Raw genomic sequence first — 26,444 nt, forward strand, 5'->3', positions numbered from 1 at the left:
CCTCGCTGAGGCATACAACCACAACCCCAACAACATGTCCGGGTCATAACCCTGCCGGCCCGTACCCCCACGCTTGGAGCGGCCATGAAGCACCGTCGTATCCAACCGTGCCAGCACATCCACAACAAACAACGCCAAATGATCCGCTGGCAACCACTCCCGAATATCAGGCGGAAGCAAAAACGGTGTGTCACGATCTACAGAGCGATAATCCCGGGCCATGCTCAATTCTTAAACACGACCCGGGACAAAGCAAACACCGCCACACCCCAAAAAGCAACAGCCTCTTTTAGCGCGATTTTCGTCGTTTTCTGCGGGTCAGATCCGGTTGGGGATCAGCTGACGTTGGTGGTGTAGTCCAAGTCGCGGGTTTCCTTCATGATGAACAACGCAATCAAGGTCAGCACGGCCATGGCGGAGAGGTACACCCCCACCAGCACGGGGCTGCCATCGGCGCTTTGCCACAGTGCCACGGCGATAAAGGGAGCCACGGCGGCACCGAGAATGCTGGCCATGTTGTAGCTAATGGCCGATCCCGTGTAGCGCACGTTCGTCGGGAACAGCTCCGGCAACAGGGCACCCATGGGGCCGAATGTCAGGCCCATGAGCGTGAAACCAACGATCAGCAGGGTCATGACGCCCACCATGCCGGCGCCGAACAACGGCACAAACGTTAGGCCGAACACCAGGATGCCGCCGGTGACCCACAGGAGGGTCTTGCGGCGACCAAACTTCTCCGCCAGCGGGCCGGAGACGAGGGTGAAGATACCGAAGAACACCACACCGATGATGAGCATGACCAGGAACTCGTTGCGGGTGTGCCCCAGCCCGGGAACCCACGAGGCAATGGCGTCAGCACTCATGGGTTTACCGGCTGCTGCAGCCTTGTCCTTGGCCGCCTCAAGGGTGGCCGGCGCAGTTCCGTAGGAAAGCGTGAACGTTGTCATGAGGTAAAACAACACGTACGTGGCGAGCATGACGAAGGTGCCAAGGATCAGGGGGCGCCAGCTGGTCTTGAACACCCGGCCAACAGGAAGCTTGGACACCTCGCCGGCGTCGATGACATTCTGGAACGCGGGGGTTTCCACCAGCTTCAGGCGAACGTACAGGCCAATGATCACCATGACTGCGCTGAGCAGGAACGGAATACGCCAACCCCACGCGGTGAACTGCTCCGTGCTCAGGCCAAGGCTCAGGGCCAGGAAGATTCCGTTGGCCAGGATGAAGCCAATGGGTGCGCCAAGCTGCGGGAACGTGCCGTAAATGGCGCGCTTGCCCGCGGGGGCGTTCTCGGTGGCCAGCAGTGCCGCACCGCTCCACTCACCGCCCAGGGCCAGGCCCTGCATGAATCGCATGACGACCAGCAACGCCGGAGCCCAGAAGACCCAGCCCGGCACCAGTGCCGTGGGCAGGCAGCCAATGAGGAAGGTGGCAATACCCATGGTCAACAGGGATGCCACCAGCGTGCCCTTGCGGCCAACCTTGTCACCGAAGTGGCCAAACACGATGGACCCCAGGGGCCGGGCAATAAACGCCACGCCGAAGATGGCGAAGGAGCTCAGCAACGCCACCGAACCCTCGGCGTTGGGGAAGAAAAGGGCCGGGAAGACCAAGACGGCTGCCGTGGCATAAACGTAGAAGTCGTAAAACTCGACAGTGGTGCCGATGAGGCTGGCCACTATGACCCGTCCTCGACTGTTGGCTGGTGGAATCTCCACTGTCTCCGCTATTTGGGGAGTGCTCATGGGGTGGCTTTCTCTCAGGGCCTTGTCAGCGATTTCTAATCTGTTGCAAGGCGATGGCGATACTTAGTGCGACCGTCAACACTATACGCAGTGTCCACCCATTGGACGCCCTCCGCCACCATGTGGATTCGCGGCAGGGCCGCATCGGCTGCCTAACAAGAACCCGGCGGCCGTGGATAGGGAAACGTCACAACGATTTCACACCCCGTGACAGCCCCCGAAACGCCGGTTCTCTAGCGTTGTACACACAACAAGCGATGGGGAGGAAAGCCATGACTGTAGAGAACATGAACGGCTCACTAGTTCAGTCCGGGCCCAGCACCGGAGCGGCCCTGAGCAGCTCACCTGGCCGGTGGCTGCACGGGTGGGACGCTGAAGACACGGCGCAGTTTGAAAGTGTGGGGCGGGCCATCGCCAAACGTAATCTTTGGTGGTCCATCGCCTGCGAATTCTTGGGCTTCGTGGTGTGGCAGCTGTGGTCCATTGTGGTGGTGTTCCTGCCCGGCGCGGGTTTCACCTTCAGCTCCGCCGAACTTTTCTGGCTGATCTCCATCCCATCCCTGGTCGGCGCAACGCTGCGCATCCCGTACACCTTCATGGTGGCCAAGTTCGGCGGGCGTAACTGGACCATCATCTCGGCACTGCTCCTGCTCATGCCCACACTGGGCATGGCCTGGTGCCTCGGCGATCCGACCACTCCGTTCGGCACCATGCTGGCAGTTGCCGCTCTGGCCGGCCTGGGCGGCGGCAATTTTGCCTCCTCGATGGCGAACATCACCTACTTCTTCCCGGCCCGCGAAAAGGGTTGGGCGCTGGGACTCAACGCCGCCGGCGGGAACTTGGGCGCCGCCGTCGCCCAGTTCATGGTCCCACTGGCCGTCACCCTGCTGGCTGCCGGCACCCTTGGCCTGCCGCTGGCAGGGCTCATGTGGGTGCCGCTGATTCTTGTTGCTGCCTGGGGCGCCTGGAAGTACATGGACAATCTGGCCAGCGCAAAGTCTGACATTGCCGGCTCGCTGGCATCCTTGCGGGAACCGCACCTGTGGATTCTGGCGCTGCTGTACATTGGCACCTTCGGCTCGTTCATTGGTTTCGCGGCCGTCTTCCCGAAATTGATCGTGGATTCCTTCGGGGCCGGTGTTGGCATTTCCATTGGCCCGGCCATCATCTCGCTGGCCTTCCTGGGCGCCCTGGTGGGCTCCCTGGCCCGCCCGTTTGGTGGGAAACTGGCTGACAGGTGGGGCGGTGCACGGGTCACAGTGGTCTGCTTCGGCGTCCTGGCCCTGACGGCACTGGCCCAGCTGATCACTCTGCCGCTGGGGAGTTTCCCTTTGTTCCTGCTGTTGTTCCTGGTGCTTTTCGCCGCGGCCGGCGCCGGCAACGGCTCCACCTACCGCATGATCCCGATCGTCTTCGCACTCCGGTCCAAGTCCGAGCCCGGCGCCCTGAAGAGTGCGGGGCGCAAAGCGTCGGCGGCACTGGGCATCATTTCGGCGATCGGCGCCTACGGCGGCTTCCTGGTCCCGCAGGTCCTGAACGCCTCCCGCCAGGCCACCGGCGGCTATGAGAACGCGTTCATCGCCTTCGTGGCCGGCTACCTGGTGCTCATGGCGGTGACCTGGGCCGTGTATCTACGCCCGTCGTCGGCCGCCAATCTGGGAAGTGTCTAGTGATCGCGCCCGGGCAAGCCACTGACACCCACTGTCCCTATTGCGCGCTGCAATGTGCCATGACGGTGACGGCGGCGCCCGGTGTAGTGGGCGCGGCGCTGCAAGCCCCCGCGGCGGAGCCTGTCATCACCGGCCGCCAATTCCCCACCAATCGGGGCGGACTGTGCCGCAAGGGGTGGACGGCGGCAGCCTTGTTGGGGCATCCGGAACGGCTCACAACTCCCCTGCTCCGTGGTGAGGACGGCGTTCACCGCCCGGTGCCGTGGACGCAGGCCCTGGACATGATTGCCGACCAGGTGCGCCGGACCCGCAAGAACCATGGCCCGGATGCCGTGGGCGTGTTTGGCGGTGGCGGTTTGACCAATGAGAAGGCCTACCAGTTGGGCAAGTTTGCCCGGCTGGCGTTGGGCACGTCCCGGATCGACTACAACGGCCGGTTTTGCATGTCCTCCGCCGCCGCCGCCGGCAACCGGGCCTTCGGCGTGGACAGGGGTCTGCCGTTCCCGCTGGAGGATTTGGACACCGCCGACGCCGTGCTGCTGCTGGGATCCAACGTTGCCGAGACCATGCCGCCGTTTGTCCAGCACCTGGTGGGTGCCCGCGCCGCCGGCGGTTTGATAGTCGTGGACCCCCGGCGCACGGCCACTGCCGGTTTCACGGCCGACGGCGCCGGCCTGCACCTGGCGCCCGCCCCGGCCACCGACCTGGTGCTGCTGCTGGGCCTGTGCCACATCGCACTCCATGAGGGTTTCGCCGATATGGACTTTGTGGCCAGCCGGACCACCGGCTTTGCGGCGGTGGCTCGCAGCGTGGCCGGATGGTGGCCCGAAAGGGTCCAATCGGTGACAGGTGTTCCCGTGCACCTGCTGCGCGAAACCGTCCGCCTGCTGGCGGCGGGTGCACGCAACGGCGGCAGCTACATCCTCACGGGCCGGGGCGTGGAACAGCACGTCGACGGCACCGACACGGCCACGGCTGCCATCAATCTGGCATTGCTGCTGGGCCTGCCAGGTTCGGCCAACAGCGGCTACGGCACGTTGACGGGCCAGGGCAACGGCCAGGGCGGGCGTGAGCACGGCCAAAAAGCCGACCAGCTGCCGGGCTACCGCAAGATCACCGACCCCGCAGCCCGGCAGCATGTGGCGCAGGTGTGGGGCGTGGACCCGGCCCTGATCCCCGGGCCCGGGCTTCCCGCCGTCGAACTTTTAGCGTCACTGGGCAAAGCGGACGGCGTCCGGATGTTTCTCATCCACGGCGCCAATGTGGCCGTGTCGGCACCCAACGCCGGCGAGGTGCTCACGGGCCTGCGGGCCCTGGACTTTTTGGTGGTGTGCGATTTCTTCATGTCCGAGACCGCCCGGGAGGCCGATCTGGTGCTCCCCGTGCTGCAATGGGCCGAGGAGGAGGGCACCATGACCAATTTGGAGGGCCGGGTGCTGCGCCGCCGTGCCGCCACCACACCGCCGGCCGGGGCGAGGTCGGAGCTGTGGATCATGGCCGAGCTGGCCCGGCGGTTGGAGGCACCGTCAACTTTCAGCGCCGACCCGGAAACCGTCTTCACCGAGTTGCGGGCCGCCTCCGCCGGTGGACTTGCCGACTACTCAGGGATCGACTACGCGCTGTTGGATTCCGGGGCGGCGGCCTACTGGCCGTTCCCCGCCGGCAGCCACGGCACGCCCCGGCTGTTCCGCACAGCTTTTGCCCACCCGGACGGCCGTGCAGTGCTGACAGCTGTCTCCCCAGCGGCAAATCCAGCCCGGGACCCGCTTTTTACCGGCGCAACGCTCGCCCTGGTGACGGGGCGCCTGCTGGAGCACTACCAGTCCGGGGCCCAGACCCGGCGCGTGGGCGAACTGGCCGGCGCCGTGCCGCACGCCCAGCTGCTCATCCACCCCCTGGCTGCGGCGCCCCGTGGAATTCCCGACGGCGCACAGGTCACCGTGGCCAACGCCCGCGGCACCGTGCTGTGTGCGGCTAAATACACCACCACCATCCGCACCGACACAGTGTTTCTGCCGTTCCATTTCGCGCAGGCGCAGAACGCGAATCTGCTGACCAGCCAGGCGACCGACCCGATCTCGGGGATGCCGGAATTCAAGGCCAGTTCTGTCACCGTCGCAGCACTGGCGGATCAGTCATGAGCCAGGCACCCAGGCAGGTGGTTGTTGTGGGTTACGGCCCTGTTGCCGCCAGATTCGTGGACCAGCTGCTCCCGGCCGTACGCAGCGGCGCCTTGGCGGTCACCGTCATTGGCGAGGAGTCCGCCGCCGCCTACAACCGTGTGCTGGTGGCCGATCTTGGGGTGGGGCGCACCACCGCGGCAGCCATCGCGCTCTCCGACGCCGCGGAGCTCATTGCCGCCGGCGTCAACGTCCACTTGGGTACGCGGGTGCTGCGCTTGGACCGGGCACGCCAGCAGGTACGCCTGGCGGACGGCACCGCCGTGCGCTACGACAAACTGGTGTTTGCCACCGGTGCGCGCCCGGTGGTGCCCACCCTGCACGGCCTCAACCCGGACCCGACGGCCCGGGTGCCGCTGCCCCGCGGCGTCATTGCGCTGCGGGACCTTGCCGACGCCGCACAGCTGCACGACGCCGTCGCACGCAAAGCGAACGTGGTGGTGCTCGGCGGTGGCATCCTGGGCCTGGAGGCGGCGCTGGCCGCCCAGGCCGAGGGCGCCCGCGTCACTGTTGTCCACCACGGCCCGCACACGCTGGCGCGAAGCATCGACGCGGGGGCCGGCCACACCCTGGCCGCGGCCCTGCGTGCCAGTGGCGTCACCGTCGTCGCCAGCGCCCGCTCCGTGGGGCTGGAGCTGCGCCCCGGGCCCGACGGCGAACAAACCTTTGCTGCCCTGCGCCAGGACCACGGCGCAGCCGTTGCGGGGGATCTGCTGGTGCTCTCCTGCGGCGTGCGCCCCCGCGTTGAGGTGGCCGCCGGGGCGGGCCTGGCCACGGCCCGTGGCATCCTGGTGGACCACCGGCTGGCGGCCCTGCACGATCCCCACATTTTTGCCATGGGCGACTGCGCCGAGATTCGCTGCCTGGACGCCGCCTGCGCGGACTGCGCCGCCAGCGATGGGCCAGCGGGCCTGATTGGTCCGGGCTGGCGGCAGGCCGAATGGCTCGCGGACTTTCTGACGGACCAGGCGGGGACTCGGCTCCCCTTGCCCGCCGAGCGGGCGCCGGTCATGATGCTCAAGGCGCGGGGTGTGGATGTTGTTGCCGCCGGTGACGTCTCGGCCGGGCCGTTCGAGCCCGCACCCGGCCTGGCGGTGAGCCTGTGGGCTGACCCCGAGCACGGCAAATACGTGAAAATGAGCACGCGTGACGGCGTTCTGACCGGCTTCATCAGTGTTGGCATGCCCCGCACGGGCGCCGAGCTGACGCTGCTGTTTGAACGGGGCGCAGAATTGCCGGCCGACAGGTCCGCCCTGCTGCGGCTGGACGGCCCGGACCGGGAGGTGCTCGCGAAGGCAGACCCGGCCCGGACTGTGTGCCGGTGCGCAGGAGTCGCCGAAGCAACCATCACCGGCGCCGTCAAGGGCGGGTGTGCAACGGTGCAGGAGGTCTCCGCGGCCACCAGGGCCGGCACGGGCTGCGGCGGTTGCCACGGGGATCTGAAGGAGCTGATCGAGGCGCACTTCGCCCCCGCCTAGCTGCCCGCCAAGAAGGCCGAACTGACCCTCCCCACACCTTCCCTACCCTCGTGCAGCTGACCCGCAGGGCTTTTACATGTGGACGTGCAGGCGACGCGCAGCCTCGGAGATGGACCCCGACAATGAGGGGTACACGGTGAAGGTGTTCGCGACGTCGTCCACGTGCAGTTTTTGGGTGACGGCCAGGGCAATCGGGAAGATCAGCTCGCAGGCGCCGGCGCCCACTACAACGCCGCCGATGACGGTGCCGGAGCCCTTGCGCGCAATGATCTTGATGAAGCCGTCCTTGACCCCGCGCATCTTGGCCCGGGCGTTGGTGTGCAGCGACAACTTGATGACGTCGCCCTGGTACTTGCCGGAGACCAGATCGGCTTCGGAGACACCCACCGAGGCGATTTCGGGGGACGTGAAAATGTTCGAGGACACCTGGTTTAGTTTCAGCGGGCGCACACCGTCACCGCCCAGGTGGGCTACAGCGATGCGGCCCTGCATGGCGGCCACCGAGGCCAACGCAAACACGCCGGTGCAGTCGCCGGCTGCGTACACGTTGGGCGCACTGGTGCGGGAAACGCCGTCGACCTTGATGTGGCCGCTGGTGGTGACCTCAACGCCGGCCTCCGCCAAGCCGATGTCTGTGGTGTTCGGGATGGACCCCACACACACCAGGCAATGCGAGCCGGTGACCTTGGTGCCATCACCGAGGGTGACCACCACGCCGTCGGCGGTGCGCTCCACAGCCTCGGCCCGGGACCGGGACAGCACCCGCAAACCGCGGCGGGCAAAGACGTCCTCGAGCACGGCTGCGGCGTCGGAATCCTCACCCGGCAGCACCTGCTCGCGGCTGGAAATCAGTGTGACCTTCGAGCCCAGGCCGTTGAACGCGGAGGCGAATTCTGCCCCCGTCACACCGGATCCGACCACAATGAGTTCCTCGGGAAGCTCCTGAAGGTCATAAATCTGGGTCCAGTTTAAGATGCGTTCGCCGTCGGGCTGGGCCGTGGCCAGTTCGCGGGGGTGGGCGCCCACCGAGACCAGGATGGCGTCGGCCTTGATGATCTCCTTGGACTCGCCCCGGTCAACTTCAATGGTGCGGTTGTCCAGCAGCCGGCCGGTGCCGATCACAATCTTGACCCCCACAGCCTCGAGCCCGCGCCGAATGTCCGTGGATTGTTCCTTGGCCAGGCGTATGACGCGTTCATTGATGTGCTTGAGGTCCGCACGCATGACAGTTTTGGGGTTGCCCTCAGCGGCCTCGAAGCTCACGCCCAGCTCGGTGGATTCGACGCTGCGGTTCATGGCCTCCGCCACGGCAATCAGCGTCTTGGACGGGACCACATCGGTGAGCACCGCCGCGCCGCCCATCCCGGCGCGCTCCACAATGGTCACGGCGGCCCCCATCGAGGCGGCCACCATGGCGGCTTCATAACCGCCCGGTCCGCCGCCGAGAATGGCCAGGCTGGGAAGGGCAAAGGGCTGAAAGGCTTCTTGTTGGCTCGTCACAATTGTTCATTCTTCCCTAGCTTGCCCCGTGCACCAAGTTATTCGCCGCTGTGCGCTGGCACACCATGTACCGGTATGTTGGTTTTGTGACTATTGAACATTCTCCGGCGGACCTTGATCCCACCGAGCTGGCCCGCGAGGCGGCAGCGTACATTGCCCAGCACACAGGCGTTGCCCACCACGACATTGCAGTGGTTCTGGGTTCCGGCTGGGGTGCTGCGGCAGGACTTATCGGCCAGGTCACGGCGACCGTGGACGCGGCGGACGTGCCAGGGTTTTCCCCTCCCGCCGTCGCCGGCCACGTGGCCACCCTGACCTCCATCCGCACCCCGGCTGGCAAGAACGTGCTGGTGCTCGGCGCCCGTACCCACTTTTATGAGGGCAAGGGTGTGCGCGCCGTGGTCCACGGGGTGCGCACAGCTGCTGCCTGCGGCGCCACCACCCTGGTGCTGACCAATGGCTGCGGCGGCCTCAACGAGGACTGGGCGCCGGGCACTCCGGTGCTGATTAGCGACCACATCAACCTCACGGCGGCCTCCCCCCTGGAGGGTGCCACCTTCGTGGACCTGACAGACCTATACTCCCCACGACTGCGAGCGCTGGCCAGTGCTGTGGATCCGTCGCTGGCGCAAGGCGTGTACGCGCAGTTCACCGGCCCGCACTATGAAACCCCGGCGGAGGTGCAGTACGCCAAACGCATTGGGGCGGATTTGGTGGGCATGTCCACGGCGTTGGAGGCCATCGCCGCACGCGCAGCAGGCATGGAGGTGTTTGGTATCTCCCTGGTCACCAATCTGGCGGCCGGCATCAGCCCGGATCCGCTCAGCCATGAGGAAGTGTTGGCGGCCGGGCTGGCGGCCGGTCCGCGCATTTCGGCCCTGTTGGCGGGCATTATCGCCACAATGTGACGCCGTCCCCGCGCAGCCGGGCTACATTTGTGGGGTGAAACATATAGATGACACCACCTCCGGGACCAACGCCGCGCTCGAACAGGATGCGCTGAGGGCTGCGGCGCTGCAGTGGGCCAGCCATGACCCCGACCCGGCCACGGCACAAACGTTGCGAGACTGGGTTGCGGCGGACGCACCGGAACTGGCGGACAGTTTTTCTGGCCCCTTGCAGTTTGGCACGGCCGGGCTGCGGGCCGCGATGGGTCCGGGCCCGAACCGGATGAACAGGATTGTGGTGCGCCGCGCTGCTGCCGGGGTGGCCGCCCACCTGGTGGCCCTGGCGCACGACGCCGCAGCCTCCTCCGGCGATGATGCCGCCTACCAGCCCAGGGCTGTCGTGGGATTTGACGCACGCCACAACTCGGCGGTCTTTGCCCGGGAGACGGCAGCCATTTTTACCGCTGCTGGCATCCACACGTTCTTGTTGCCGGCCGCCCTGCCAACCCCTGTTCTTGCCTTTGCCGTGCGGGCCCTGGCGTGCGAGGCGGGTGTCATGGTTACCGCCAGCCACAACCCGTCCCGGGACAACGGCTACAAGGTGTATTTGGGTGGGCGCGCGGTGGCGCCCACCGCCCGGGGGGTGCAGATCGTGTCCCCCCACGACACCCAGATAGCGGCCCAGATCGATGCTGTGGCCAACACCGCCGAGCTGGGCGACACGTCCGCCGTTGAGGTGGCGGCCAGCGGCTGGAGCGTGCCGGGGCCACAACTGCTGGAGAGTTACCGGCAGGCCATCGTTGAGCTGACGGACCCTGAGACTTTCCCGCACCGTGAGCTGCGCATAGTGCACACCTCCCTGCACGGGGTGGGACACGAGACGGCGCTGGCAGTTCTGCGCCAGGCCGGTTTCACCGACAACCATGCGGTGCCCGAACAGTCCGCCCCCGATCCCCTCTTCCCCACCGTCTCCTTCCCCAACCCGGAGGAGCCCGGGGCCATGGACCTGGCCTTTGCGCTGGCGGAGCAGGTGGGCGCCGATTTGGTGCTCGCCAACGATCCCGACGCCGACAGGGTGGCCGTCGGTGTCCGGGACCCGGCGAGCGGGCAGTGGCGCCAACTGCACGGGGACCAGGTGGGTGCGCTGCTCGGCGCCCATGTGGTGGCCCGGGGTGGACGAGTGGGTGCGAACGCTGGCGGCGCCGGCACCCCCGTCTTTGCCAATTCCATCGTTTCCTCACGGCTCCTGGCCAAGATTGCCGCCGCGGCAGGTTATGAACACGTCCAGACGCTGACAGGTTTCAAATGGATTTCACGGGTACCGGAACTGTCCTACGGCTATGAGGAAGCGTTGGGGTATTGTGTGGCGCCGGAGGTGGTCCGGGACAAGGACGGCATCTCGGCCGGGCTGTTGATGGCCGAAATGGCTGCCGGGCTCAAGGCCGTTGGCCGGAGCCTCTTTGACGTTTTGGATGATCTGGCCCTGGCGCACGGGCTGCACGCCAGCACCCAAATCAGCATCCGGGTGGAGGATCCTGCCGACATCGCGAACATGATGGCCCGGCTCCGGGCCCAGCCACCGGCCAGTTTTGACGGTTCGGCCGTTGCCCAGTTCACCGACCTGGCGGTGGGGACGCCCCTGCTCCCGGCCACCGATGGTGTGGCGTACCTGAGTGAGCATGGCACACGGGTCATTGTCCGGCCCAGCGGCACCGAGCCCAAACTCAAATGCTATCTTGAGGTCATTGTGCCGGTGGCCGAGCGAACGCAGCTGGCCGCCGCCCAGGTGGAAGCGCAGCGAGCCCTCGCCGCCGTCGTGCACGACACCAAGGCATCGCTGGGGCTGGCGCCGCTTTAAAGCGCAACCTCCACGGCACCGTCCACGACCCGCACAGGATACGTGCCAAGGTGCAGCTCGGGGCGGCCAAGGCACTCCCCCGTGACCAGGGAGTAGACCTCCTTGTGGAGTGGTGAGGCAATGGTGTGGGTGCGTCCCCGCGAACCCACCATTCCGCGGGACATGACGTGGGCGCGGGTGCGGGGATCAGCCTGAGACACGGCAAAGACGTCCGCGCGCCCCACCCGGAACAAGGCCAGCTGCCGGCCCTTGACCAGGGCCGCCTCACCCCAGGAGTCGGCCAAATCTGAGAGCCGGCACACCGGCACCCACTCGGCCGCCGGCGTCGTGCCGCCAGGAAGCGGCGCGTAGCCGGTGGCAGGGGTTTCCAGGACGAGTTCCATGAGCGTTCCTAACGTGGGTGGGCCAAACTGCTTGGTTTTCACACTAGGGAGGCCATGTTTCGCCCCGCCGCCGCGTATGTGACGGTGACGTAAATCCCGTGTCACCGGCTGCCCGGGACGGCCGGTAGGTAGACGTTAACTGTCCGTTACACGGGCGAAACGGCTCGGCAACGCCGTCTTTCTAGCATTGGGTTTACACGTTGGTGCGCACACTCGGCCAACCTCAGTGAAAGGCCCACAGCCATGAAGCAGCCCACCGCGCCGAACAGCGCAGCGTTCCGCAGGGTAGTCGTTGTTGGCGGAGGCCCGGCCGCTCACCGTTTTACCGAGGCCATGCACGCCCGCGGGCTCGACGACTGGCACCTGACGGTGCTGACCGAGGAGGTCCACGCCCCGTATGACAGGGTGGCGCTCAGTCAGGCCCTGACGGCAGTGGACACAGACCTGACGTTGGGCGATCCCGCCCTCTGGGAGCACCCGGCCGTGACCTTGGTCCGCGGCGCGGAGGTGGCCTCGATCAATCCGGAAACCCAAACGGTGCAGACCATGGCCGAGGGGGTGTTGACCCACTACCCCTATGACGAGCTGGTCTTGGCAACAGGCTCCGATGCCACCCGGCTGAGAATTCCCGGCGCCGAACACACCCACGTTTACCGCACGCTTGAGGATGTGTGGACCTTGAACGAACAGCTGGCCGTGCTGGGCAAAAAACTGGGCCGCACGGTGTCCACGGCCGTCATTGGCGGGGGCTTGCTGGGCTTGGAGGCAGCCGCCGGGCTCATCAAACTCGGCGCCACCTCGGTGGTCGTCAACGGCGGCACCTGGCTCATGAACGCCCAACTGGATGAGGGGGCCGGGCAGGCGCTGGGACGGCTCGTGGCGGCCAAGGGCATGAACGCCACGGCCGGCGTGTACCCGGCGGCGATTGCGACGGATCACGAAGGCCAGGTCACGGGCGTGCTGCTGGCCGACGACACGGTGGTGCCCGCCGATCTGGTGGTGGTGGCCGTGGGCGTGCGCCCCCGCGACGAACTGGCCCGGGGCGACGACGGCGGCGCCCACCACGGCTTTGAGCTGGGCCCGCGCGGCGGCGTGGTCATTTCCGAGCACTGCGCCACCACAGTCCCCCGGGTGTGGGCGATCGGCGAGGTGGCCAACTTTGGCGGTACGTGCATGGGTTTGGTGGCCCCTGCCAACACCATGGCGGAGATTGTGGCGGACAGGTTGCACGGCGGCAATGCCACGTTCGCCGGCTTTGACACGGCCACGAAGTTGAAACTCTCCGGGGTGGATGTGGCAAGTTTTGGTGACGCCTTTGCCCGCACCGCGGACAGCCTGGAGGTGGTGTATGCCGACCCGGCCCGGGGCGTGTACCAAAAGATTGTCACCAGCGCCGACGCAAAAATCCTGCTGGGCGGCATCTTTGTGGGCGACGCCAGCCCGTACACGAGCCTGCGGCCCCTGCTGGGCCGGGAACTGCCCGCCGAGCCGGGCGCGTTCCTCTCGGCCGCCGGCGGAGGTGACGCCCCCGTCGTCGAACTTCCCGACGACGCCATCTTGTGCTCCTGCAACAACGTCACCGCCGGTGGAGTTCGCGACGCCGTCAACGGCTGCGGCAGCTGCCAGGGCCAGGACCCGGTCCAGGAGCTGGCGGGCCTGAAGGCGTGTACCCGGGCCGGCACCCAGTGCGGGTCGTGCGTTCCGCTGTTGAAAAAGCTCATGGAGGGCGAGCTGGCCAAGTCCGGGATCGCCGTCTCCACGGCCCTCTGCGAGCACTTTGAGATGTCCCGCCCGGAACTCTTTGAGGCCGTCCGGGCCCTGGAACTCAAGAGTTTCCCCGACATTCTGGCCCGCTTCGGCGTCGATGACACCGCCAAGGCCGGGCGCGGCTGCGACATTTGCAAACCCACAGTGGCCAATATTTTGGCCAGCCAGCACGGCGAATACGTCCTGGATGCCGGGCGTGGCACGCTGCAGGACACGAACGACCGGGCGCTGGCCAATATGCAAAAGGACGGCAGCTACTCGGTGGTGCCGCGCATTCCCGGCGGTGAGATCACCCCCGACAAGCTGGCCGTCATCGCCAAGGTGGCCCAGGACTTTGGCCTGTACACGAAGATCACCGGCGGGCAGCGGATCGACTTGTTTGGGGCCCGGTTGGAGCAGCTGCCGCACATTTGGAAGATCCTGATCGACGCCGGCATGGAGTCCGGGCAGGCGTACGGGAAGTCGCTGCGCACGGTGAAGTCCTGTGTGGGCTCCACCTGGTGCCGTTTCGGGGTCCAGGATTCGGTGGCGATGGCCATCAACCTTGAACTGCGGTACAGGGGTCTGCGCAGCCCGCACAAGATCAAGCTGGGCGTCTCCGGCTGCGCCCGCGAGTGCGCCGAGGCCCGGGGCAAGGATGTGGGCATCATTGCCACCGCCGACGGCTGGAACCTGTACGTTGGCGGCAACGGCGGTGCCACCCCGGCGCACGCCCAACTGCTGGCCAAGGACCTCGACGACGCCACGCTGGTCAGCTACATCGACAGGTACCTCATGTACTACATCCGCACGGCGGAGCGGTTGCAGCGCACGGCCCGCTGGCAGGAGGAGCTCCCGGGCGGGCTGGCGCACGTGGTGGAGGTGGTGGTCAACGACTCCCTCGGCATCGCCGCCGACCTCGAGGCGGCCATGGCGGCCCATGTGGAGAACTACCAGGACGAGTGGGCGGCCACCTTGGCGGACCCCGAGCGGTTGCGCCGTTTCCGCTCCTTCGTCAACGCCCCGGAATCCCTCGATGAATCGATTGTGTTTGTGCCCGAACGCGGCCAGATCCGCCCGGCCACCGAACAGGAAAAAGCCGGTCCGGTGTTGATCGCCACCCACATTCCCGTCCGCGGCGCAGACGCGCTCACCAAGTGAAGGCGGGAACCATGCCACGCACCCGACGTGCCGGACGCATCACCCTCGTTGGTGGCGGCCCCGGCCCCACCGATCTGCTCACCCTCCGGGCCGCCACGGCGCTGGCCGCGGCAGACGTGGTCTATTTTGACCGGCTCGGGCCCACGGAGGATCTGGCCGCCCTGGCACCGCGGGCCACGTTTGTGGACGTGGGCAAAACCCCGGGACATCACAAGGTTGCCCAGGCGGACATCACGGCCCGGATGATCGACGGCGCCCGGAGCGGTCTGCACGTTCTCCGACTCAAGGGCGGGGACCCGTTCGTGTTTGGCCGTGGTGGGGAGGAAATGGCGGCGGCCGTCGCTGCTGGCATCCCCGTCACCGTGATCCCCGGGGTGTCCAGCGCCATCGCTGTGCCCGGTGCGGCGGGCATCCCGGTGACGCACCGCAACGTCAGTCACCTGTTCACGGTGGTGTCCGGCCATGCACCCCTGACGGGTAAGGAGTACCGGCATTTGGCTGGCTTGGGCGGGACCATCGTGGTACTCATGGGCATAGGCACCCTGCCCGCCCTGATGGCGGGGCTGCGCCGGGCCGGGCTGAGCCATGTTACGCCGGTGGCCGTCGTCGAACGCGGATTTAGCAACACCCAGCGCACCACCATCGCCACGCTCGGTACCATAGTCAACACAACCTCCACCTGCCGCAATCCCGCGGTCATAGTCATCGGGGACGTGGTCACGCTGGCCCGGGACCACGGCCTGGCGGTCACGGACTTCCTCACGGAGACCAGCTTGCAGTCCGCGTGAGGCACCTCAGCTTTAAGGAACCCATGAGCGAAACACCGCACAGTCGCCCCGCCCAACCCCTGCGCGGATTCCGGATCGGAGTCACAGCCCATCGCAGGGCCGGGGACCTGATCGAGGCGCTGGAACGCCGCGGCGCTTCGGTGTTGCACGCCCCCGCCTTGAAGATTGCACCGGTGGCGGACGACGACGCCCTGCGCGCCGAAACAGCCGCCGTGATCGGGGCGGCCCCGGACATTGTCATGGTCACCACCGCCTACGGGATGCGCCGCTGGTGCGAGGCCGCCGACGCCGCCGGCCAGGGCGAGGATCTGCTGGCCGCACTCGCCAAGGCCGCCATCTATGTGCGCGGGCCCAAGGCACGTGGCGCGGTCCGTGCCGCCGGCCTGGATGACCAAGGCATCAGCGCCGATGAGACAACAGCTACACTCACCGATCTGGTGATTGCCGGCGGTGTTCGGGGCAAGACCGTGGCCGTCCAGGTCCACGGCTACACCGATGTTGCCGCGTTGGATCGGCTGCGCGACGCCGGCGCTACGGTGTTGACGGTGACACCCTACCGCTGGGTTAACGCCGAGGACGGGGACAAGTTGCCCCAGCTGATCCAGGCCGTCATCAACGGCGAGCTCGATGTCATCACGTTCACCAGCGCCCCCGCCGTGGACGCCGTCCTGAGCACGGCCGATCAATTGGGGCGGGGTGCCGAATTCCTGGCGGCCCTGCGCGGGCCGGGGCACGTGGTCTGTGCCGCCGTCGGCCCCGTCACAGCGTCCCCGCTCCACCAGGCCGGGATCACGGCCCTGGTGCCGGAGCGGTTCCGGATGGGCGCCTTGATCAGAATTGTGTCTGAGCATTTGGAACAAACAGCTGTGCTGCGCCGGGAGAGTTGCGGGACGCTGCTGGAGATTCGCGGGCAGTCGCTGAGCATCGACGGCGCGCCCGTCCCCTTAGCACCGGCCCCGCTGCAGTTGCTCAGGGCCCTGCTCAGTGCCAACGGCGCCGTGCTCTCGCACGGCGAATTGGCGGCGGAGATGGGTGTGGGCGACGCCGACCACGCCCTGCACATGACCATCAGCCGCCTGCGCGCGGCCCTGCCCGATCCGGCCATTGTGGAAACAGTTGTCAAGCGCGGCTACCGGCTGCGCTGAGCCGTCTTGTGGCACCATGGAGTTATCAGCCCGCACCCAGGAAGGTACACATTATGACACTCACCGGCCCCTTGGCAGAACCTCATGCCACAGCCGATTTGGCACGCTACATTGACCACACCCTCTTGGCGCCCGAGGCCAGCCGGGCCGATATTGTGCGGTTGTGCAAGGAAGCGGCGCAGCACCATTTCAAGTCTGTCTGCGTCAACCCGATCTGGGTGGAAACAGCCAAGAAGGCGCTGCTGGGCACAGGTGTGTTGACGTGCACAGTGGTGGGTTTCCCGCTGGGCACGCACAATACGGATGTCAAGGTTTTTGAGGCCCGCGGGGCCACCATGGACGGCGCCGACGAGGTGGACATGGTCATCAATGTTGCCTCGGCCCGGGCACTGGACAAGGACGCCCTGGTGTCGGACATTTCCGCCGTGGCCGAGGTGGTCCATGCCGAGGACTCACTGCTGAAGGTCATCATTGAAACCGCGCTGCTCAGCGACGCCGAAAAGGTCCTGGCCTGTGAGGCAGCAGTGGAGGCGGGGGCCGATTTCGTGAAAACATCCACGGGTTTCAACGGCGGCGGCGCCACCGCATCCGACGTCGCCCTCATGCGCCACACCGTGGGCCCGGAGATGGGAGTGAAGGCCTCCGGTGGTGTCAGGACCCGTGACCGGGCCCTGGAAATGATCGCCGCCGGGGCGACACGCATTGGCACCAGCTCCGGTATTGCCATCGTCGCCGGTGGGGCAGGCGCTGGCTCCTACTAATCCGTACTAAGATCGTGGGTAGATCAGCGCACCGGGCCTCCGGTGCACCCACTCAGCTCCCCTCTTTGGGGTCAGGAGGAACCGTGTCCAACACCCGTTACCGTGGTGAGAACAACGTTGTGCAATCAGCGGTCTTGTTCGTCATCTTCTTCGCCTTGTTCCTTGGCGGAATCTTTGCCTTCTCCTTCTGGAGCCTGGAAAGCTTTGCGCACGCCTTTGTCCCGGCCGGGGTGGGCATCGGCCTGTGCGCCTTGGGCATCTGGATCCCGCTGACCATCATGGGGCGCTCAAACTCCGCCGGAGAGTAGCCACCCCTTCCGAACTGACCCGCAGAAAACGCCGAAAACAGCGCGAAAAGCGCTGCTTTTCGGCGTTTTCTGCGGGTCAGTTCATGGTGGGGTCGCCGGGATGGGCGCGGGGCCTTGTTCCGGCGCCGCCCGGGTTCAAAGTTCCACGGGATCGGCAGGCGGATTCGGGTCTATCTCCTCGATACCCACAACTGTCGCCACCAGATCTTCAATGGTTTCTTGCATCCAGGCAACCGCAGCCTCGGCATCGAGTCGCAACACTTCGTCCGTTGCGAGCCGGGAATTCGTGGCCAGGTAGAGCTCAAGTTTGTGGTGCAGCTCCACCACAAGCGCCACGACCTCACTGGCCAGCACTTCCTGCCGGTCCAAAAGCATCAGTGGAGGTTCACCTGTGGCGCAGCCCACCGGCACGTCTGGTTCCGACAAGGCCTGGAGTTCAAGAGTCAGCCGCCCAACATCGCCAAACGGCCCGTCGTAGGGCAATTCGTCATCTCTTTGGAGCGGCCTCATGACAAACCGCCAGCAGTCCTCAGACAAAAGGAACCGACCGGTGGTGGTAAATCAATTGGCATCTTTATCCCCGGCATGGCGCCACTCCCTTTAGAATTCTCGACAACAATGGTCGCGCCGGGGTCTGGGGCGGTACCTCATTCTAGTTGAGCGTACGCCGCCTAGCTAGGGGGCGTAGGCGTCAGTTAGGATGCAGTGTTGCGGAACAGGCATAAGCTGTAATAAGACCAGTTGTTTCGTAGTACGTTTCAGAGCACTCTGACAAAGCCCAAGGAGGAGCGGCCCTGTGCCTCTCATAGTCCGCCTCGATGATTCATCGCCGGTCTTGACCCCTGCACCCTTCACGGTTACTCATCGGCAGCTGGCGCCGCTGGGGAGAAGAGTCGCTCATGGCTGAGCAATTGCCCGGAGGATTTGAAAGCTTCGGAGCGGACTTGTGCGCGGATTTTCTGGCGAAGCTGCCCATCTCCGGCATCTCCATCTCTGCTTTCCCCGGCCACGCCCCGGAAACTTCGATTGGCGCCAGTGACGCGATAGCTGCCCGGATCGAGGAGCTGCAATTCGATTTGGGCGAAGGCCCACGCTGGGAGGCGCTGCGAACCCGTCAGCCAGTCTTTCTGCCGAGCGTCAAATCCGCTGGCCACTCCGCCTGGCCGGTCTTTGCCAAAGCCGTGTTGGACTACGACGTCGCAGCCATCTTCGTGTTCCCACTTCTGTTGGGAGCCATGGACGTGGGCGTCATCGAACTATACAGTTCTTCCCCCGGCTCCCTCAGCCCCGTTGACCACGCGGCAGCGCTGCAGCTCAGTGATGCAGCTGCCTGGCAGCTGCTGCGCCATATTTTGACTGCCAGCCCGGGAGAACACAGCGTCGAAAAGGACCCGGCGCTGGAAAAGTCCTTGCTGTCTCGACGCGAAGTCCACCAGGCCACAGGCATGGTGCTGGCCCAAACCGGAATGTCAGCCACCGATGCGCTTTTGCTGTTGCGCGCCCACGCTTTTTCCCAGGGTCTGACGGTACGAGAGGTGGCCCGTGATGTGGTCAATAGAGAACTTGACTTCACACCACCGCGTGGAGGCGATGCCAGTGCCATAGTGGAGTAGAATTCGACTATGGCGATCTTAAGCCGCGCCCGGCGCGTGAGTGCCGCTTTCGTCAAGATAGCGGATACCTTGGTGGCTGACTACGATGTCGTCGACCTTTTGCATACGCTGGTCGATGAATCAGTCGCGCTCCTGGACGCCACCGCTGCCGGACTGTTGCTGGTTGATCCGGGCGGCGACCTGCAGGTCATGGCCTCCACCAGCGAGAAGAGTCAACTCGTGGAGGTGCTTCAGCTTGAGGCCGGGGTGGGTCCCTGCGTTGACTGTTTCCGTACGGGCGCCGTCGTTGCGATCCATGACATTGCCGCCGATGGTGCGGCCTGGCCGCTTTTCCAGTCCGCCGCCCTGGCCCAAGGTTTTGTTTCACTGCATGCAGTCCCGATGAAACTGCGCGGAAACACCATCGGCTCCATGAACCTGTTTCGTAACGTGGCGGGGCCGCTCAGCGATGAGGATGCCGCCCTGGCCCAGGCGTTCGCGGATGTGGCAACCATCAGCCTTTTGCAAGAGCGGGCTTTGCGCGAAAGTGCCGTGGTCAACGAGCAGCTGCAGCGGGCCCTCAACAGCAGAATCGTGATCGAGCAGGCCAAGGGCGTTATTGCGCACACAGCCAATGTGTCCATCGATGAAGCGTTTATTCTGCTGCGCTCCTATGCGCGCTCACACAGCCAGCCACTGTCCGAGGCCTCCCGGAATGTTGTGGAGCGCGCCATCACCATCACCTCCCAGCCCGCCAACTGACCCGCAGAAAACGCCGAAAATTGCGCGAAAAGCGCACATTTTCGGCGTTTTCTGCGGGTCAGTTGCTTAAGTGCTCGCCGGGACGGTTTCAAAAATGGCTTCGAGCACACCCTGCGCCCACTTGAGCACCTCGGCGTCGGCCAGGTCCCGGCCACCGATGCGGGCAGTCTTGGGTTTGGGGATGAGGATTGAGTTCAGCGCCGGTTTCACCATGGACCCGGGGTACATGCGGTTCAGCCGCATGACCTTGGATTCGGGCAGATCGGCCGGGGCAAATTTGATGAAGTTGCCCTGCATGGCCACGTCGCTGAGCCCGGCGGTACGTGCCGCGACCTTGAAATGGGCCACCGCAAGGAGGTTGAGCGCCGCCGGTGGCAACTCGCCGTACCTGTCGATCAGTTCAGCCTCAACCTCGGCGATCGCCTCAACACTGACCGCCACGGCCAGCTTCCTGTACGCCTCCAGACGGAGCCGCTCCCCCGGCACGTACTCATGCGGCAGGTGGGCGTTGACGGGCAGTTCAATCTTCATCTCCGCCGCCCGCTCCTCACCGTCGCCGCGGTACTCGGCCACAGCCTCGCCCACCAGGCGGATGTACAGGTCAAAGCCAACACCTTGGATGTGCCCGGACTGTTCTCCACCGAGCAGGTTGCCGGCACCACGAATTTCCAGGTCCTTCATGGCCAGGGCCATGCCGGCCCCCAACTCGTTGTGGGCGGCCACGGCCTTGAGCCGCTCCAGGGCAACTTCACCCAGGGGCTTGTCGGCCGGGTACAGGAAGTAGGCATAGGCCCGCTCCCGGCCACGGCCCACCCGGCCACGCAGCTGGTGCAGTTGGGAAAGCCCGTAGTTGTTGGCCTGCTCCACAATGAGCGTGTTGGCGTTGGAAATGTCCAGCCCTGTTTCAATGATGGTGGTGCACACCAGCACATCAAAGCGCTTCTCCCAGAAGTCAACAATGATCTGCTCCAAGCGGGATTCACTCATCTGCCCGTGCGCCACGGCCACCCGTGCGTCGGGGACCAGCTGCTGAATGTGGGCCGCCGTGCGCTCAATCGATTTAACCCGGTTGTGCACATAAAACACCTGGCCCTCGCGCATAAGCTCGCGGCGGATGGCGGCACCCACCTGTTTGTCCGTGTAGCCGCCAACATAGGTCAGCACCGGGTGGCGTTCCTCCGGCGGGGTGGCCAGCGTTGATGTCTCGCGAATGCCTGTCATGGACATTTCCAGGGTGCGCGGAATGGGCGTGGCACTCATGGCCAGCACGTCGACGTTGGTGCGCATTTTCTTCAGCGCCTCCTTGTGTTCAACACCAAAACGCTGTTCCTCATCAACAATGACAAGTCCCAGATCCTTGAAGCCAAAGTCCTTGGACAGCAGCCGGTGCGTGCCGATGACAACGTCCACCGAGCCTGTGCGCACGCCCTCCACGATCTCCTTGGATTCCTTGGTGGTTTGGAAGCGAGAAAGCGCAGCCACCCGCACGGGGAAGCCGGAGAAGCGCTCGTTGAACGTCTCGAAGTGCTGCTGTGCCAACAAGGTGGTGGGAACCAGCACCGCCACCTGCTTTCCGTCCTGGACAGCCTTGAACGCCGCCCGGACGGCGATCTCCGTCTTTCCATAGCCCACATCCCCGGAGATGAGCCGGTCCATGGGCACTTCCTTCTCCATGTCCGCCTTCACCTCATTGATGGCCACCAGCTGGTCGGGCGTCTCAACATAGGGGAACGCCTCCTCCAGCTCCGCCTGCCAGGGCGTGTCCGGCCCAAACGAGTGCCCCTTGGAGGCCATGCGCGCCGAGTACAGCCTGATCAGCTCCCCGGCGATTTCCTTCACAGCCTTGCGGGCCTTGGACTTCGTCGCAGCCCAATCCGAGCCGCCCATCTTCGACAGCGCCGGCGCGTCCCCGCCAACATACGCCGTCACCTGGTCGAGCTGGTCCGTGGGCACAAACAGCCTGTCCCCCGGCGCCCCACGCTTGGACGGCGCATATTCGAGCACCAGGTATTCGCGCAGTCCCGCGGCGCCGCCAACACCTGCCCCGGCCACCTTGCGTTGGATCAGCTCCACAAATTTGCCCACACCGTGCTGCTCGTGGACAACATGGTCACCTGCGCTCAGCTGCAGCGGGTCCACCGCGTTGCGCCGTTTGGAGGGCATCTTGCGCATGTCCCGGGTCGACACAGCCGAGGCCCGGCCCAGCAAGTCCGCCTCGGTCAACAGCCCCAACTTCAGCGAATCCAGCACAAAACCGCGACCGGTATCCGCCGTGGTCACCTCGATAATGCCCGGCTGCGGTTCGTGGTCCAAGGATTCCACGCGCGACGCCGGGATGTTGGCTTCGTGAAAAAGTTCGGCAAGGCGCTGGGCCGGGCCGGGGCCCTGGGTGGCCACCACAACCCGCCACTGGTCCTTCACCCGGGAGCCGATGAACTCCATCATTTCGGCCACGTCGCCGCGGTAGCCGCGCGGTTCGCGGGCGTGCAGATTCAGCACATCCGTTTCAGTGCCAAGTTCCTCATCCTGGGCCAGTGCGCTGATGGACCACCAGCTCACGCCATATTCCAAGGCACCGCTGCGGGTTTGTGCCAGCGACTTGAACCCGGCCTGGGCCAGGTCGACGCCGTGTTGGCCCAGGTCGGCCGCGCCCAAGTCCAAGGGCGCGTTGCCGCCGTCGGACGCCGTGGACCAGGCGGCCTCCAGGAACTCCTCATTGGTGGATTCCAGATCGTGAGCCCTGGCGCTGACCTTTTCCGGATCCAACACCACGGCAATGGATCCCGAAGGCAGCAGCGAGGTCAGCGGGACCATGCCATCCACCAGTGCCGGGGCCAGCGATTCCATGCCTTCCACGGCAATGCCACCGGCAATTTTTTCCAGCATAGCGGCCGCGCCCGGCATGCTGGCCTTGAGCTTCGCCGCCCGACTCATGACGGCCGGGGTGATGAGGATTTCCCGGCACGGCGGGGCATACAGCTCGGTGGGGTGGCTGACCTCGCCCTTGACGGAGGTCAGGGAGCGCTGGTCGGCCACGCTGAACCAGCGCATGGCTTCGACCTCATCCCCAAAGAACTCAATGCGGACCGGGTGGTTGTCGGTGGGCGGGAAAACATCCAAAATACCGCCGCGCACAGCAAATTCGCCGCGGTGCGTGACCATGTCCACGCGGGCGTAGGCGGCATCGGAGAGTCGCCTGATCAGCTCGGTGAAGGCGACCTCCTCACCGACGCGAACACGCACGGGCACCAGCTCACCCAAGCCGGCCACCAGGGGTTGCACCACAGCCCGGATGGGTGCCACCACAACGCGCAAGGCGGGTCCGGCGTCGAGCTCGGGATGCGCCAGCCGGCGCAGCACCGCAAGGCGGCGGCCCACGGTGTCCGAGCGCGGTGAGAGGCGTTCGTGCGGGAGTGTCTCCCAGCTGGGAAACTCCGCCACGGAACCTGCCGGTAGGTAGGAGTTCAGGGCCGCCACGGTGTCCTCGGCCTCACGCCCGGTGGCTGTCACAGCCAGCACCACACCGGCATTGCCGGCGCCCAGGGACGCCAAGCCGTCGGCCACCTCGGCCAGCAGCACCGCCCGCATTCCTGCGGGGGCGCTAAAGGCAATGTCTGTGCTGCGGGTGGCCGGGTCGCTGGCGGCGTAGCTGCGAACACGGGCGAACAGCGGATCCTGGGACAGTGCGGTTCGCAACCCTGCAAGACTCATGGGTGATTTTCTCCTTGGCGAGTGACAGATTGACTAAGTGGCCGGTGGCGGTGCGCCGCAGCTGTTTTGGCAGGTCCAAACCGTGCCGGGAACAGCACGAAAGCCCAGATTTTCGCAAAAGGACTAGGATACCTCCAGCTTACTCCGGGCCGGGCACGCCCAAGTATCCCGAGCCAACCCTTGCTATCCTAGGAGCTGCCCTACGCACCCCCACCCTTGGAGGAACCATGGCGCTTGCCGCCTCAACAACTCTTACTGCCACAGCCCAGAGCGTGACAGATGTTTTTACCAACGCCGACTTCGTCAAGCATGTCAGCGAAACTGTGGGCGGGGAGTTGAAGTCGTTCGCCATCAGCGGACCCACCTCGGCAGCCTTCACCACCAAGACGGTGCGCACCCTGCCCACCACCCGGATGCCTGAGATTGTCAAGAAGTTTGTTGGCGCCTCGTTGACTGTAACGCAGGAGGAGTCCTGGAGCGCCCCGGCGCCCGACGGTGCCCGCACCAACTCCATCAAACTGAGCGTGGCTGGGGCGCCTGTGGATGTCACCGCCTTGCAGAAGTTGACGGCCGACGGCGCTGCCACCCTGGTGGAGCTCACCGGCCAGGTTACCTCTGGCGTGCCGTTCCTGGGCGCCAAGATTGCCGCAGCTGCCGAACCCGTCATTGGCAGGGCTCTGAACCTGCAGGCAAACCTTGCCCAGGAATGGCTGGACACGCACGCTTAAATAGGACGGAGGGCCCAGAACCTCCCCAGACCGCCCATGGCGCACAACAAAGTTGTGCGCCATGTTTGTTTAAGGGAAAAATTTTCCGTCTCTACCGGTCTGCCTGCTCTACGCGTACGCAGGTATCACATCGGTGACAATTGCCTTGTTTGCCGACAATTCAGTGGCCAAAAGTGAGTAGTCACGGCCCGAAAGCGAGTGGTATTCAGCCGGCCCTAGAGTGTCGAACACTCTAGCCGTTGATTTTCCCCAACCATAGTCTTCGAATTCCACATCCGGAGAAATTTCGTCATTGGGACCCGGAAATGTCAATGAGAATTTGAGGGCAAATTGCTTCCAAATTGTTGCATTTCAGGGTGGGACAAAGGTTTCCCCATCACCCCGATGCTGCATTTGATTCGGGGCGGCAGGCAGATTCATTCTTTGAAAAGGCCGTAGTCGTGTGGTGACAGAAGAGTCATCGGAGAGCTGGGGAGCCATGAAGAACAACTCGCAACCACGTCAACCTGCCACGGATCAGCGTCCACGCACGCCCAAACTGTGGTCCAAAGTCATGCCCTTCGCCGCCGTCTTGGCGCTGGGCTTTGCAAGTCTGGGTGCAATGGCTGCCGGAGCAGCCGGAGCAGCCGGAGCTGCCGGAGCACCTGAAGAGGAAAAGACTATTGCCTTTTGCCACAGTTCTGCGAGTGCAAGCAACCCGTATGTGGCGCTGGAGACCAGCCCCAAAGGATTCTACAACTCAGGCCACATCGACCATACGGGCCCTATCTACCCCGTCACGAATGCCGACGGATCGTGGGGAGACATCTACCCGCCGAATGACTACAACCCTGACGGCCAGAATTGGACGGCTGAGGGTCAAGCCGTTTTCAACAACGGTTGCATAGTGCCCGGCAAGGTCTCGGTAGTGCCTGTTGCCCCGGTGGTTGTGCAGGCTGTATGCAGCGCTCCGGGAGTTGCCACCTTGCCAGCGCTGCAGCTACCCGCCAACACAACTGCCCTCAGCTATTCATTGCAGGGCGTAGTTGCTGCCGGCAACACCGCCACGGTGGTGGCGACTCCCACCCTTGGCACCCTCTTGTTGGGTGGCAACGGCTGGGTGATTGACGCAGTTACCGGGGCAGCAATGTACACGGTGGTCTTCTCAGTCCCTGACTGCACAGTTCCACCCACCGTTGTTATGGCGGTCCCGGTTGCGCCGGTGGTTGTCCTGGCTGTTTGTGATCAATTTGGGCAGCTGAGCATCCCCTCAGTGACCCCTGCCAGCACTGGGGGCATTGTCTATTCGGTTCTGGGTGTGGCGGCCAACGGAGCAACAGTTGTTGTTACGGCAACCCCGGGGGTGGACACTCGGCTCGGCGCTGCTCCAGATTGGACGGCCAATGCGGCTGACGGAACGGCAACATACACGGTGGTTCTGCAGACGGTAGTGTGCCCCAGCAGCCAGGCCACCACTACGCCGGCCACCACCGCCGCTTCGACTCCAGCGACCACGCCTGCAACAACTCCCGTGACGACCGCAGCCACAACCTCAGCAAGTACACCGGCGACCACTTCAGCAACCACGGTGGCAACCACTCCCGCCACAACACCGGCGACGACGACGTCAGCTACTACACCGGCGACGACACCGGCTACGACACCGGCTACGACGACGTCAGCTACTACACCGGCAATCACCCCAGCCACTACACCGGCGACGACGGTAGCAACCCCACCCGCAACCACATTAGCCACGTTTGCCACAACACTGGCCACCACCCCGGCCACTACTCCGACGACGACGGCAGCCACCCCGGTGGTCATGGCGCAGGGCGGTTTGGCGAACACCGGCTTGGTGGTAGTTCCCACGCTCGCTTTGGCGATGCTGTTCCTGGGACTCGGCTGCGTGGCACTCTGGCGAAACCGCCGGGTAGCCGGAAGACACTAACCGCCAGAGAAAACTCGCCACCGACGGCCATTCCCGGGTAGTGGCGCAATGAAGGGGTCCTCTCAAGTACGTCGGAGGACCCCTTTACGTGGGCAGTGTGCTGAAGCAGGC

The 26,444-nt window shown here is 65.1% G+C and carries 19 protein-coding genes and 1 pseudogene; 14 read left to right on the forward strand and 6 right to left on the reverse strand.

Annotated features, from left to right (window positions below; translation table 11 throughout):
• Together ACX80E_RS06695 and ACX80E_RS06700 are read right to left on the reverse strand one after the other, a co-directional pair.
• Nucleotides 1–180: pseudogene (locus tag ACX80E_RS06695) on the reverse strand (IS5/IS1182 family transposase); the annotation flags it as partial.
• A 155-nt stretch (nt 181–335) separates the two neighbouring features.
• On the reverse strand, nt 336–1,745 hold the full coding sequence (locus ACX80E_RS06700) for an MFS transporter (protein WP_459301129.1): 1,410 nt from the start codon (nt 1,743–1,745) through the stop codon (nt 336–338).
• 272 nt (nt 1,746–2,017) lie between these two features.
• Here ACX80E_RS06700 and ACX80E_RS06705 point away from each other — a divergent pair, with 272 nt between their 5' ends.
• The 3 genes from ACX80E_RS06705 to ACX80E_RS06715 are packed head-to-tail and all read left to right on the forward strand — an operon-like array spanning nt 2,018 to nt 7,073.
• Nucleotides 2,018–3,415, forward strand: coding sequence for an MFS transporter (locus ACX80E_RS06705; protein ID WP_459301130.1), 1,398 nt, complete (start codon nt 2,018–2,020; stop codon nt 3,413–3,415).
• 59 nt (nt 3,416–3,474) lie between these two features.
• A complete protein-coding gene (locus ACX80E_RS06710) occupies nt 3,475–5,556 on the forward strand; it encodes a molybdopterin oxidoreductase family protein (protein ID WP_459301131.1) in 2,082 nt (693 codons plus the stop codon).
• On the forward strand, nt 5,553–7,073 hold the full coding sequence (locus tag ACX80E_RS06715; RefSeq protein ID WP_459301132.1) for an FAD-dependent oxidoreductase: 1,521 nt from the start codon (nt 5,553–5,555) through the stop codon (nt 7,071–7,073). Before ACX80E_RS06710 ends, ACX80E_RS06715 begins: the two co-directional genes overlap by 4 nt.
• Nucleotides 7,074–7,145: 72 nt before the next feature.
• Here the strand turns inward: ACX80E_RS06715 and ACX80E_RS06720 are convergent, their stop codons facing one another.
• On the reverse strand, nt 7,146–8,573 hold the full coding sequence (locus ACX80E_RS06720) for an NAD(P)H-quinone dehydrogenase (RefSeq protein ID WP_459301133.1): 1,428 nt from the start codon (nt 8,571–8,573) through the stop codon (nt 7,146–7,148).
• Between the two features lie 65 nt (nt 8,574–8,638).
• Between ACX80E_RS06720 and ACX80E_RS06725 the strand changes: the two genes are divergently transcribed.
• Both ACX80E_RS06725 and ACX80E_RS06730 read left to right on the forward strand, forming a co-directional pair.
• A complete protein-coding gene (locus tag ACX80E_RS06725; protein WP_459301134.1) occupies nt 8,639–9,481 on the forward strand; it encodes a purine-nucleoside phosphorylase in 843 nt (280 codons plus the stop codon).
• A 43-nt stretch (nt 9,482–9,524) separates the two neighbouring features.
• Nucleotides 9,525–11,318: a phospho-sugar mutase gene (locus ACX80E_RS06730; protein WP_459301211.1), complete on the forward strand. Its 1,794-nt coding sequence runs from the start codon at nt 9,525–9,527 to the stop codon at nt 11,316–11,318.
• Here ACX80E_RS06730 and nirD read toward each other — a convergent pair.
• Nucleotides 11,315–11,701 carry a nitrite reductase small subunit NirD gene (nirD, locus tag ACX80E_RS06735; protein WP_459301135.1) on the reverse strand — a complete coding sequence of 129 codons (387 nt, stop codon included), beginning with the start codon at nt 11,699–11,701 and terminating at the stop codon, nt 11,315–11,317. The two genes, ACX80E_RS06730 and nirD, sit on opposite strands and share 4 nt — an antisense overlap.
• Nucleotides 11,702–11,944: 243 nt before the next feature.
• On the opposite strand from nirD, the gene nirB reads away from it, so the two are divergent.
• From nirB to ACX80E_RS06760, 5 genes are all read left to right on the forward strand, one after another.
• The gene (gene nirB, locus ACX80E_RS06740; RefSeq protein WP_459301136.1) at nt 11,945–14,608 is read left to right on the forward strand and encodes a nitrite reductase large subunit NirB; all 2,664 of its coding nucleotides are present in this window, start codon (nt 11,945–11,947) and stop codon (nt 14,606–14,608) included.
• Nucleotides 14,609–14,619: 11 nt separating this feature from the next.
• The gene (gene cobA, locus ACX80E_RS06745; protein WP_459301137.1) at nt 14,620–15,396 is read left to right on the forward strand and encodes a uroporphyrinogen-III C-methyltransferase; all 777 of its coding nucleotides are present in this window, start codon (nt 14,620–14,622) and stop codon (nt 15,394–15,396) included.
• Nucleotides 15,397–15,419: 23 nt separating this feature from the next.
• Complete coding sequence (locus ACX80E_RS06750; protein WP_459301138.1) at nt 15,420–16,541, forward strand: uroporphyrinogen-III synthase; 1,122 nt, start codon at nt 15,420–15,422, stop codon at nt 16,539–16,541.
• 53 nt (nt 16,542–16,594) lie between these two features.
• On the forward strand, nt 16,595–17,302 hold the full coding sequence (gene deoC, locus ACX80E_RS06755) for a deoxyribose-phosphate aldolase (protein ID WP_459301139.1): 708 nt from the start codon (nt 16,595–16,597) through the stop codon (nt 17,300–17,302).
• An 83-nt stretch (nt 17,303–17,385) separates the two neighbouring features.
• A complete protein-coding gene (locus ACX80E_RS06760) occupies nt 17,386–17,610 on the forward strand; it encodes a hypothetical protein (RefSeq protein WP_459301140.1) in 225 nt (74 codons plus the stop codon).
• Nucleotides 17,611–17,745: 135 nt separating this feature from the next.
• Here the strand turns inward: ACX80E_RS06760 and ACX80E_RS06765 are convergent, their stop codons facing one another.
• The gene (locus tag ACX80E_RS06765; RefSeq protein ID WP_459301141.1) at nt 17,746–18,120 is read right to left on the reverse strand and encodes a hypothetical protein; all 375 of its coding nucleotides are present in this window, start codon (nt 18,118–18,120) and stop codon (nt 17,746–17,748) included.
• Nucleotides 18,121–18,509: 389 nt separating this feature from the next.
• On the opposite strand from ACX80E_RS06765, the gene ACX80E_RS06770 reads away from it, so the two are divergent.
• Both ACX80E_RS06770 and ACX80E_RS06775 read left to right on the forward strand, forming a co-directional pair.
• Entirely contained in the window at nt 18,510–19,223 is a 714-nt protein-coding gene (locus tag ACX80E_RS06770; RefSeq protein WP_459301142.1) for a GAF and ANTAR domain-containing protein, read from the forward strand.
• A 9-nt stretch (nt 19,224–19,232) separates the two neighbouring features.
• Nucleotides 19,233–19,964: an ANTAR domain-containing protein gene (locus ACX80E_RS06775; RefSeq protein ID WP_459301143.1), complete on the forward strand. Its 732-nt coding sequence runs from the start codon at nt 19,233–19,235 to the stop codon at nt 19,962–19,964.
• Nucleotides 19,965–20,030: 66 nt separating this feature from the next.
• Here the strand turns inward: ACX80E_RS06775 and mfd are convergent, their stop codons facing one another.
• Nucleotides 20,031–23,675 carry a transcription-repair coupling factor gene (mfd, locus tag ACX80E_RS06780; protein WP_459301144.1) on the reverse strand — a complete coding sequence of 1,215 codons (3,645 nt, stop codon included), beginning with the start codon at nt 23,673–23,675 and terminating at the stop codon, nt 20,031–20,033.
• Between the two features lie 227 nt (nt 23,676–23,902).
• On the opposite strand from mfd, the gene ACX80E_RS06785 reads away from it, so the two are divergent.
• Both ACX80E_RS06785 and ACX80E_RS06790 read left to right on the forward strand, forming a co-directional pair.
• The gene (locus ACX80E_RS06785; protein WP_459301145.1) at nt 23,903–24,403 is read left to right on the forward strand and encodes a DUF2505 domain-containing protein; all 501 of its coding nucleotides are present in this window, start codon (nt 23,903–23,905) and stop codon (nt 24,401–24,403) included.
• A gap of 478 nt (nt 24,404–24,881) precedes the next feature.
• Nucleotides 24,882–26,333, forward strand: coding sequence for a hypothetical protein (locus tag ACX80E_RS06790; protein WP_459301146.1), 1,452 nt, complete (start codon nt 24,882–24,884; stop codon nt 26,331–26,333).
• Nucleotides 26,334–26,444 lie beyond the last annotated feature (111 nt).

The sequence above is a fragment of the Arthrobacter sp. TMN-49 genome (genome assembly GCF_054511095.1).

What these genes read in the sequence shown, in the direction of transcription:
- ACX80E_RS06700 (WP_459301129.1), bottom strand. Translation starts at nt 1,745, where the DNA reads ATGAGCACTCCCCAAATAGCGGAGACAGTGGAGATTCCACCAGCCAAC.
- ACX80E_RS06705 (WP_459301130.1), top strand. Translation starts at nt 2,018, where the DNA reads ATGACTGTAGAGAACATGAACGGCTCACTAGTTCAGTCCGGGCCCAGC.
- ACX80E_RS06710 (WP_459301131.1), top strand. Translation starts at nt 3,475, where the DNA reads ATGACGGTGACGGCGGCGCCCGGTGTAGTGGGCGCGGCGCTGCAAGCC.
- ACX80E_RS06715 (WP_459301132.1), top strand. Translation starts at nt 5,553, where the DNA reads ATGAGCCAGGCACCCAGGCAGGTGGTTGTTGTGGGTTACGGCCCTGTT.
- ACX80E_RS06725 (WP_459301134.1), top strand. Translation starts at nt 8,639, where the DNA reads ATGTACCGGTATGTTGGTTTTGTGACTATTGAACATTCTCCGGCGGAC.
- nirD (WP_459301135.1), bottom strand. Translation starts at nt 11,701, where the DNA reads ATGGAACTCGTCCTGGAAACCCCTGCCACCGGCTACGCGCCGCTTCCT.
- nirB (WP_459301136.1), top strand. Translation starts at nt 11,945, where the DNA reads ATGAAGCAGCCCACCGCGCCGAACAGCGCAGCGTTCCGCAGGGTAGTC.
- cobA (WP_459301137.1), top strand. Translation starts at nt 14,620, where the DNA reads ATGCCACGCACCCGACGTGCCGGACGCATCACCCTCGTTGGTGGCGGC.
- ACX80E_RS06750 (WP_459301138.1), top strand. Translation starts at nt 15,420, where the DNA reads ATGAGCGAAACACCGCACAGTCGCCCCGCCCAACCCCTGCGCGGATTC.
- deoC (WP_459301139.1), top strand. Translation starts at nt 16,595, where the DNA reads ATGACACTCACCGGCCCCTTGGCAGAACCTCATGCCACAGCCGATTTG.
- ACX80E_RS06765 (WP_459301141.1), bottom strand. Translation starts at nt 18,120, where the DNA reads ATGAGGCCGCTCCAAAGAGATGACGAATTGCCCTACGACGGGCCGTTT.
- ACX80E_RS06770 (WP_459301142.1), top strand. Translation starts at nt 18,510, where the DNA reads ATGGCTGAGCAATTGCCCGGAGGATTTGAAAGCTTCGGAGCGGACTTG.
- ACX80E_RS06775 (WP_459301143.1), top strand. Translation starts at nt 19,233, where the DNA reads ATGGCGATCTTAAGCCGCGCCCGGCGCGTGAGTGCCGCTTTCGTCAAG.
- mfd (WP_459301144.1), bottom strand. Translation starts at nt 23,675, where the DNA reads ATGAGTCTTGCAGGGTTGCGAACCGCACTGTCCCAGGATCCGCTGTTC.
- ACX80E_RS06785 (WP_459301145.1), top strand. Translation starts at nt 23,903, where the DNA reads ATGGCGCTTGCCGCCTCAACAACTCTTACTGCCACAGCCCAGAGCGTG.
- ACX80E_RS06790 (WP_459301146.1), top strand. Translation starts at nt 24,882, where the DNA reads ATGAAGAACAACTCGCAACCACGTCAACCTGCCACGGATCAGCGTCCA.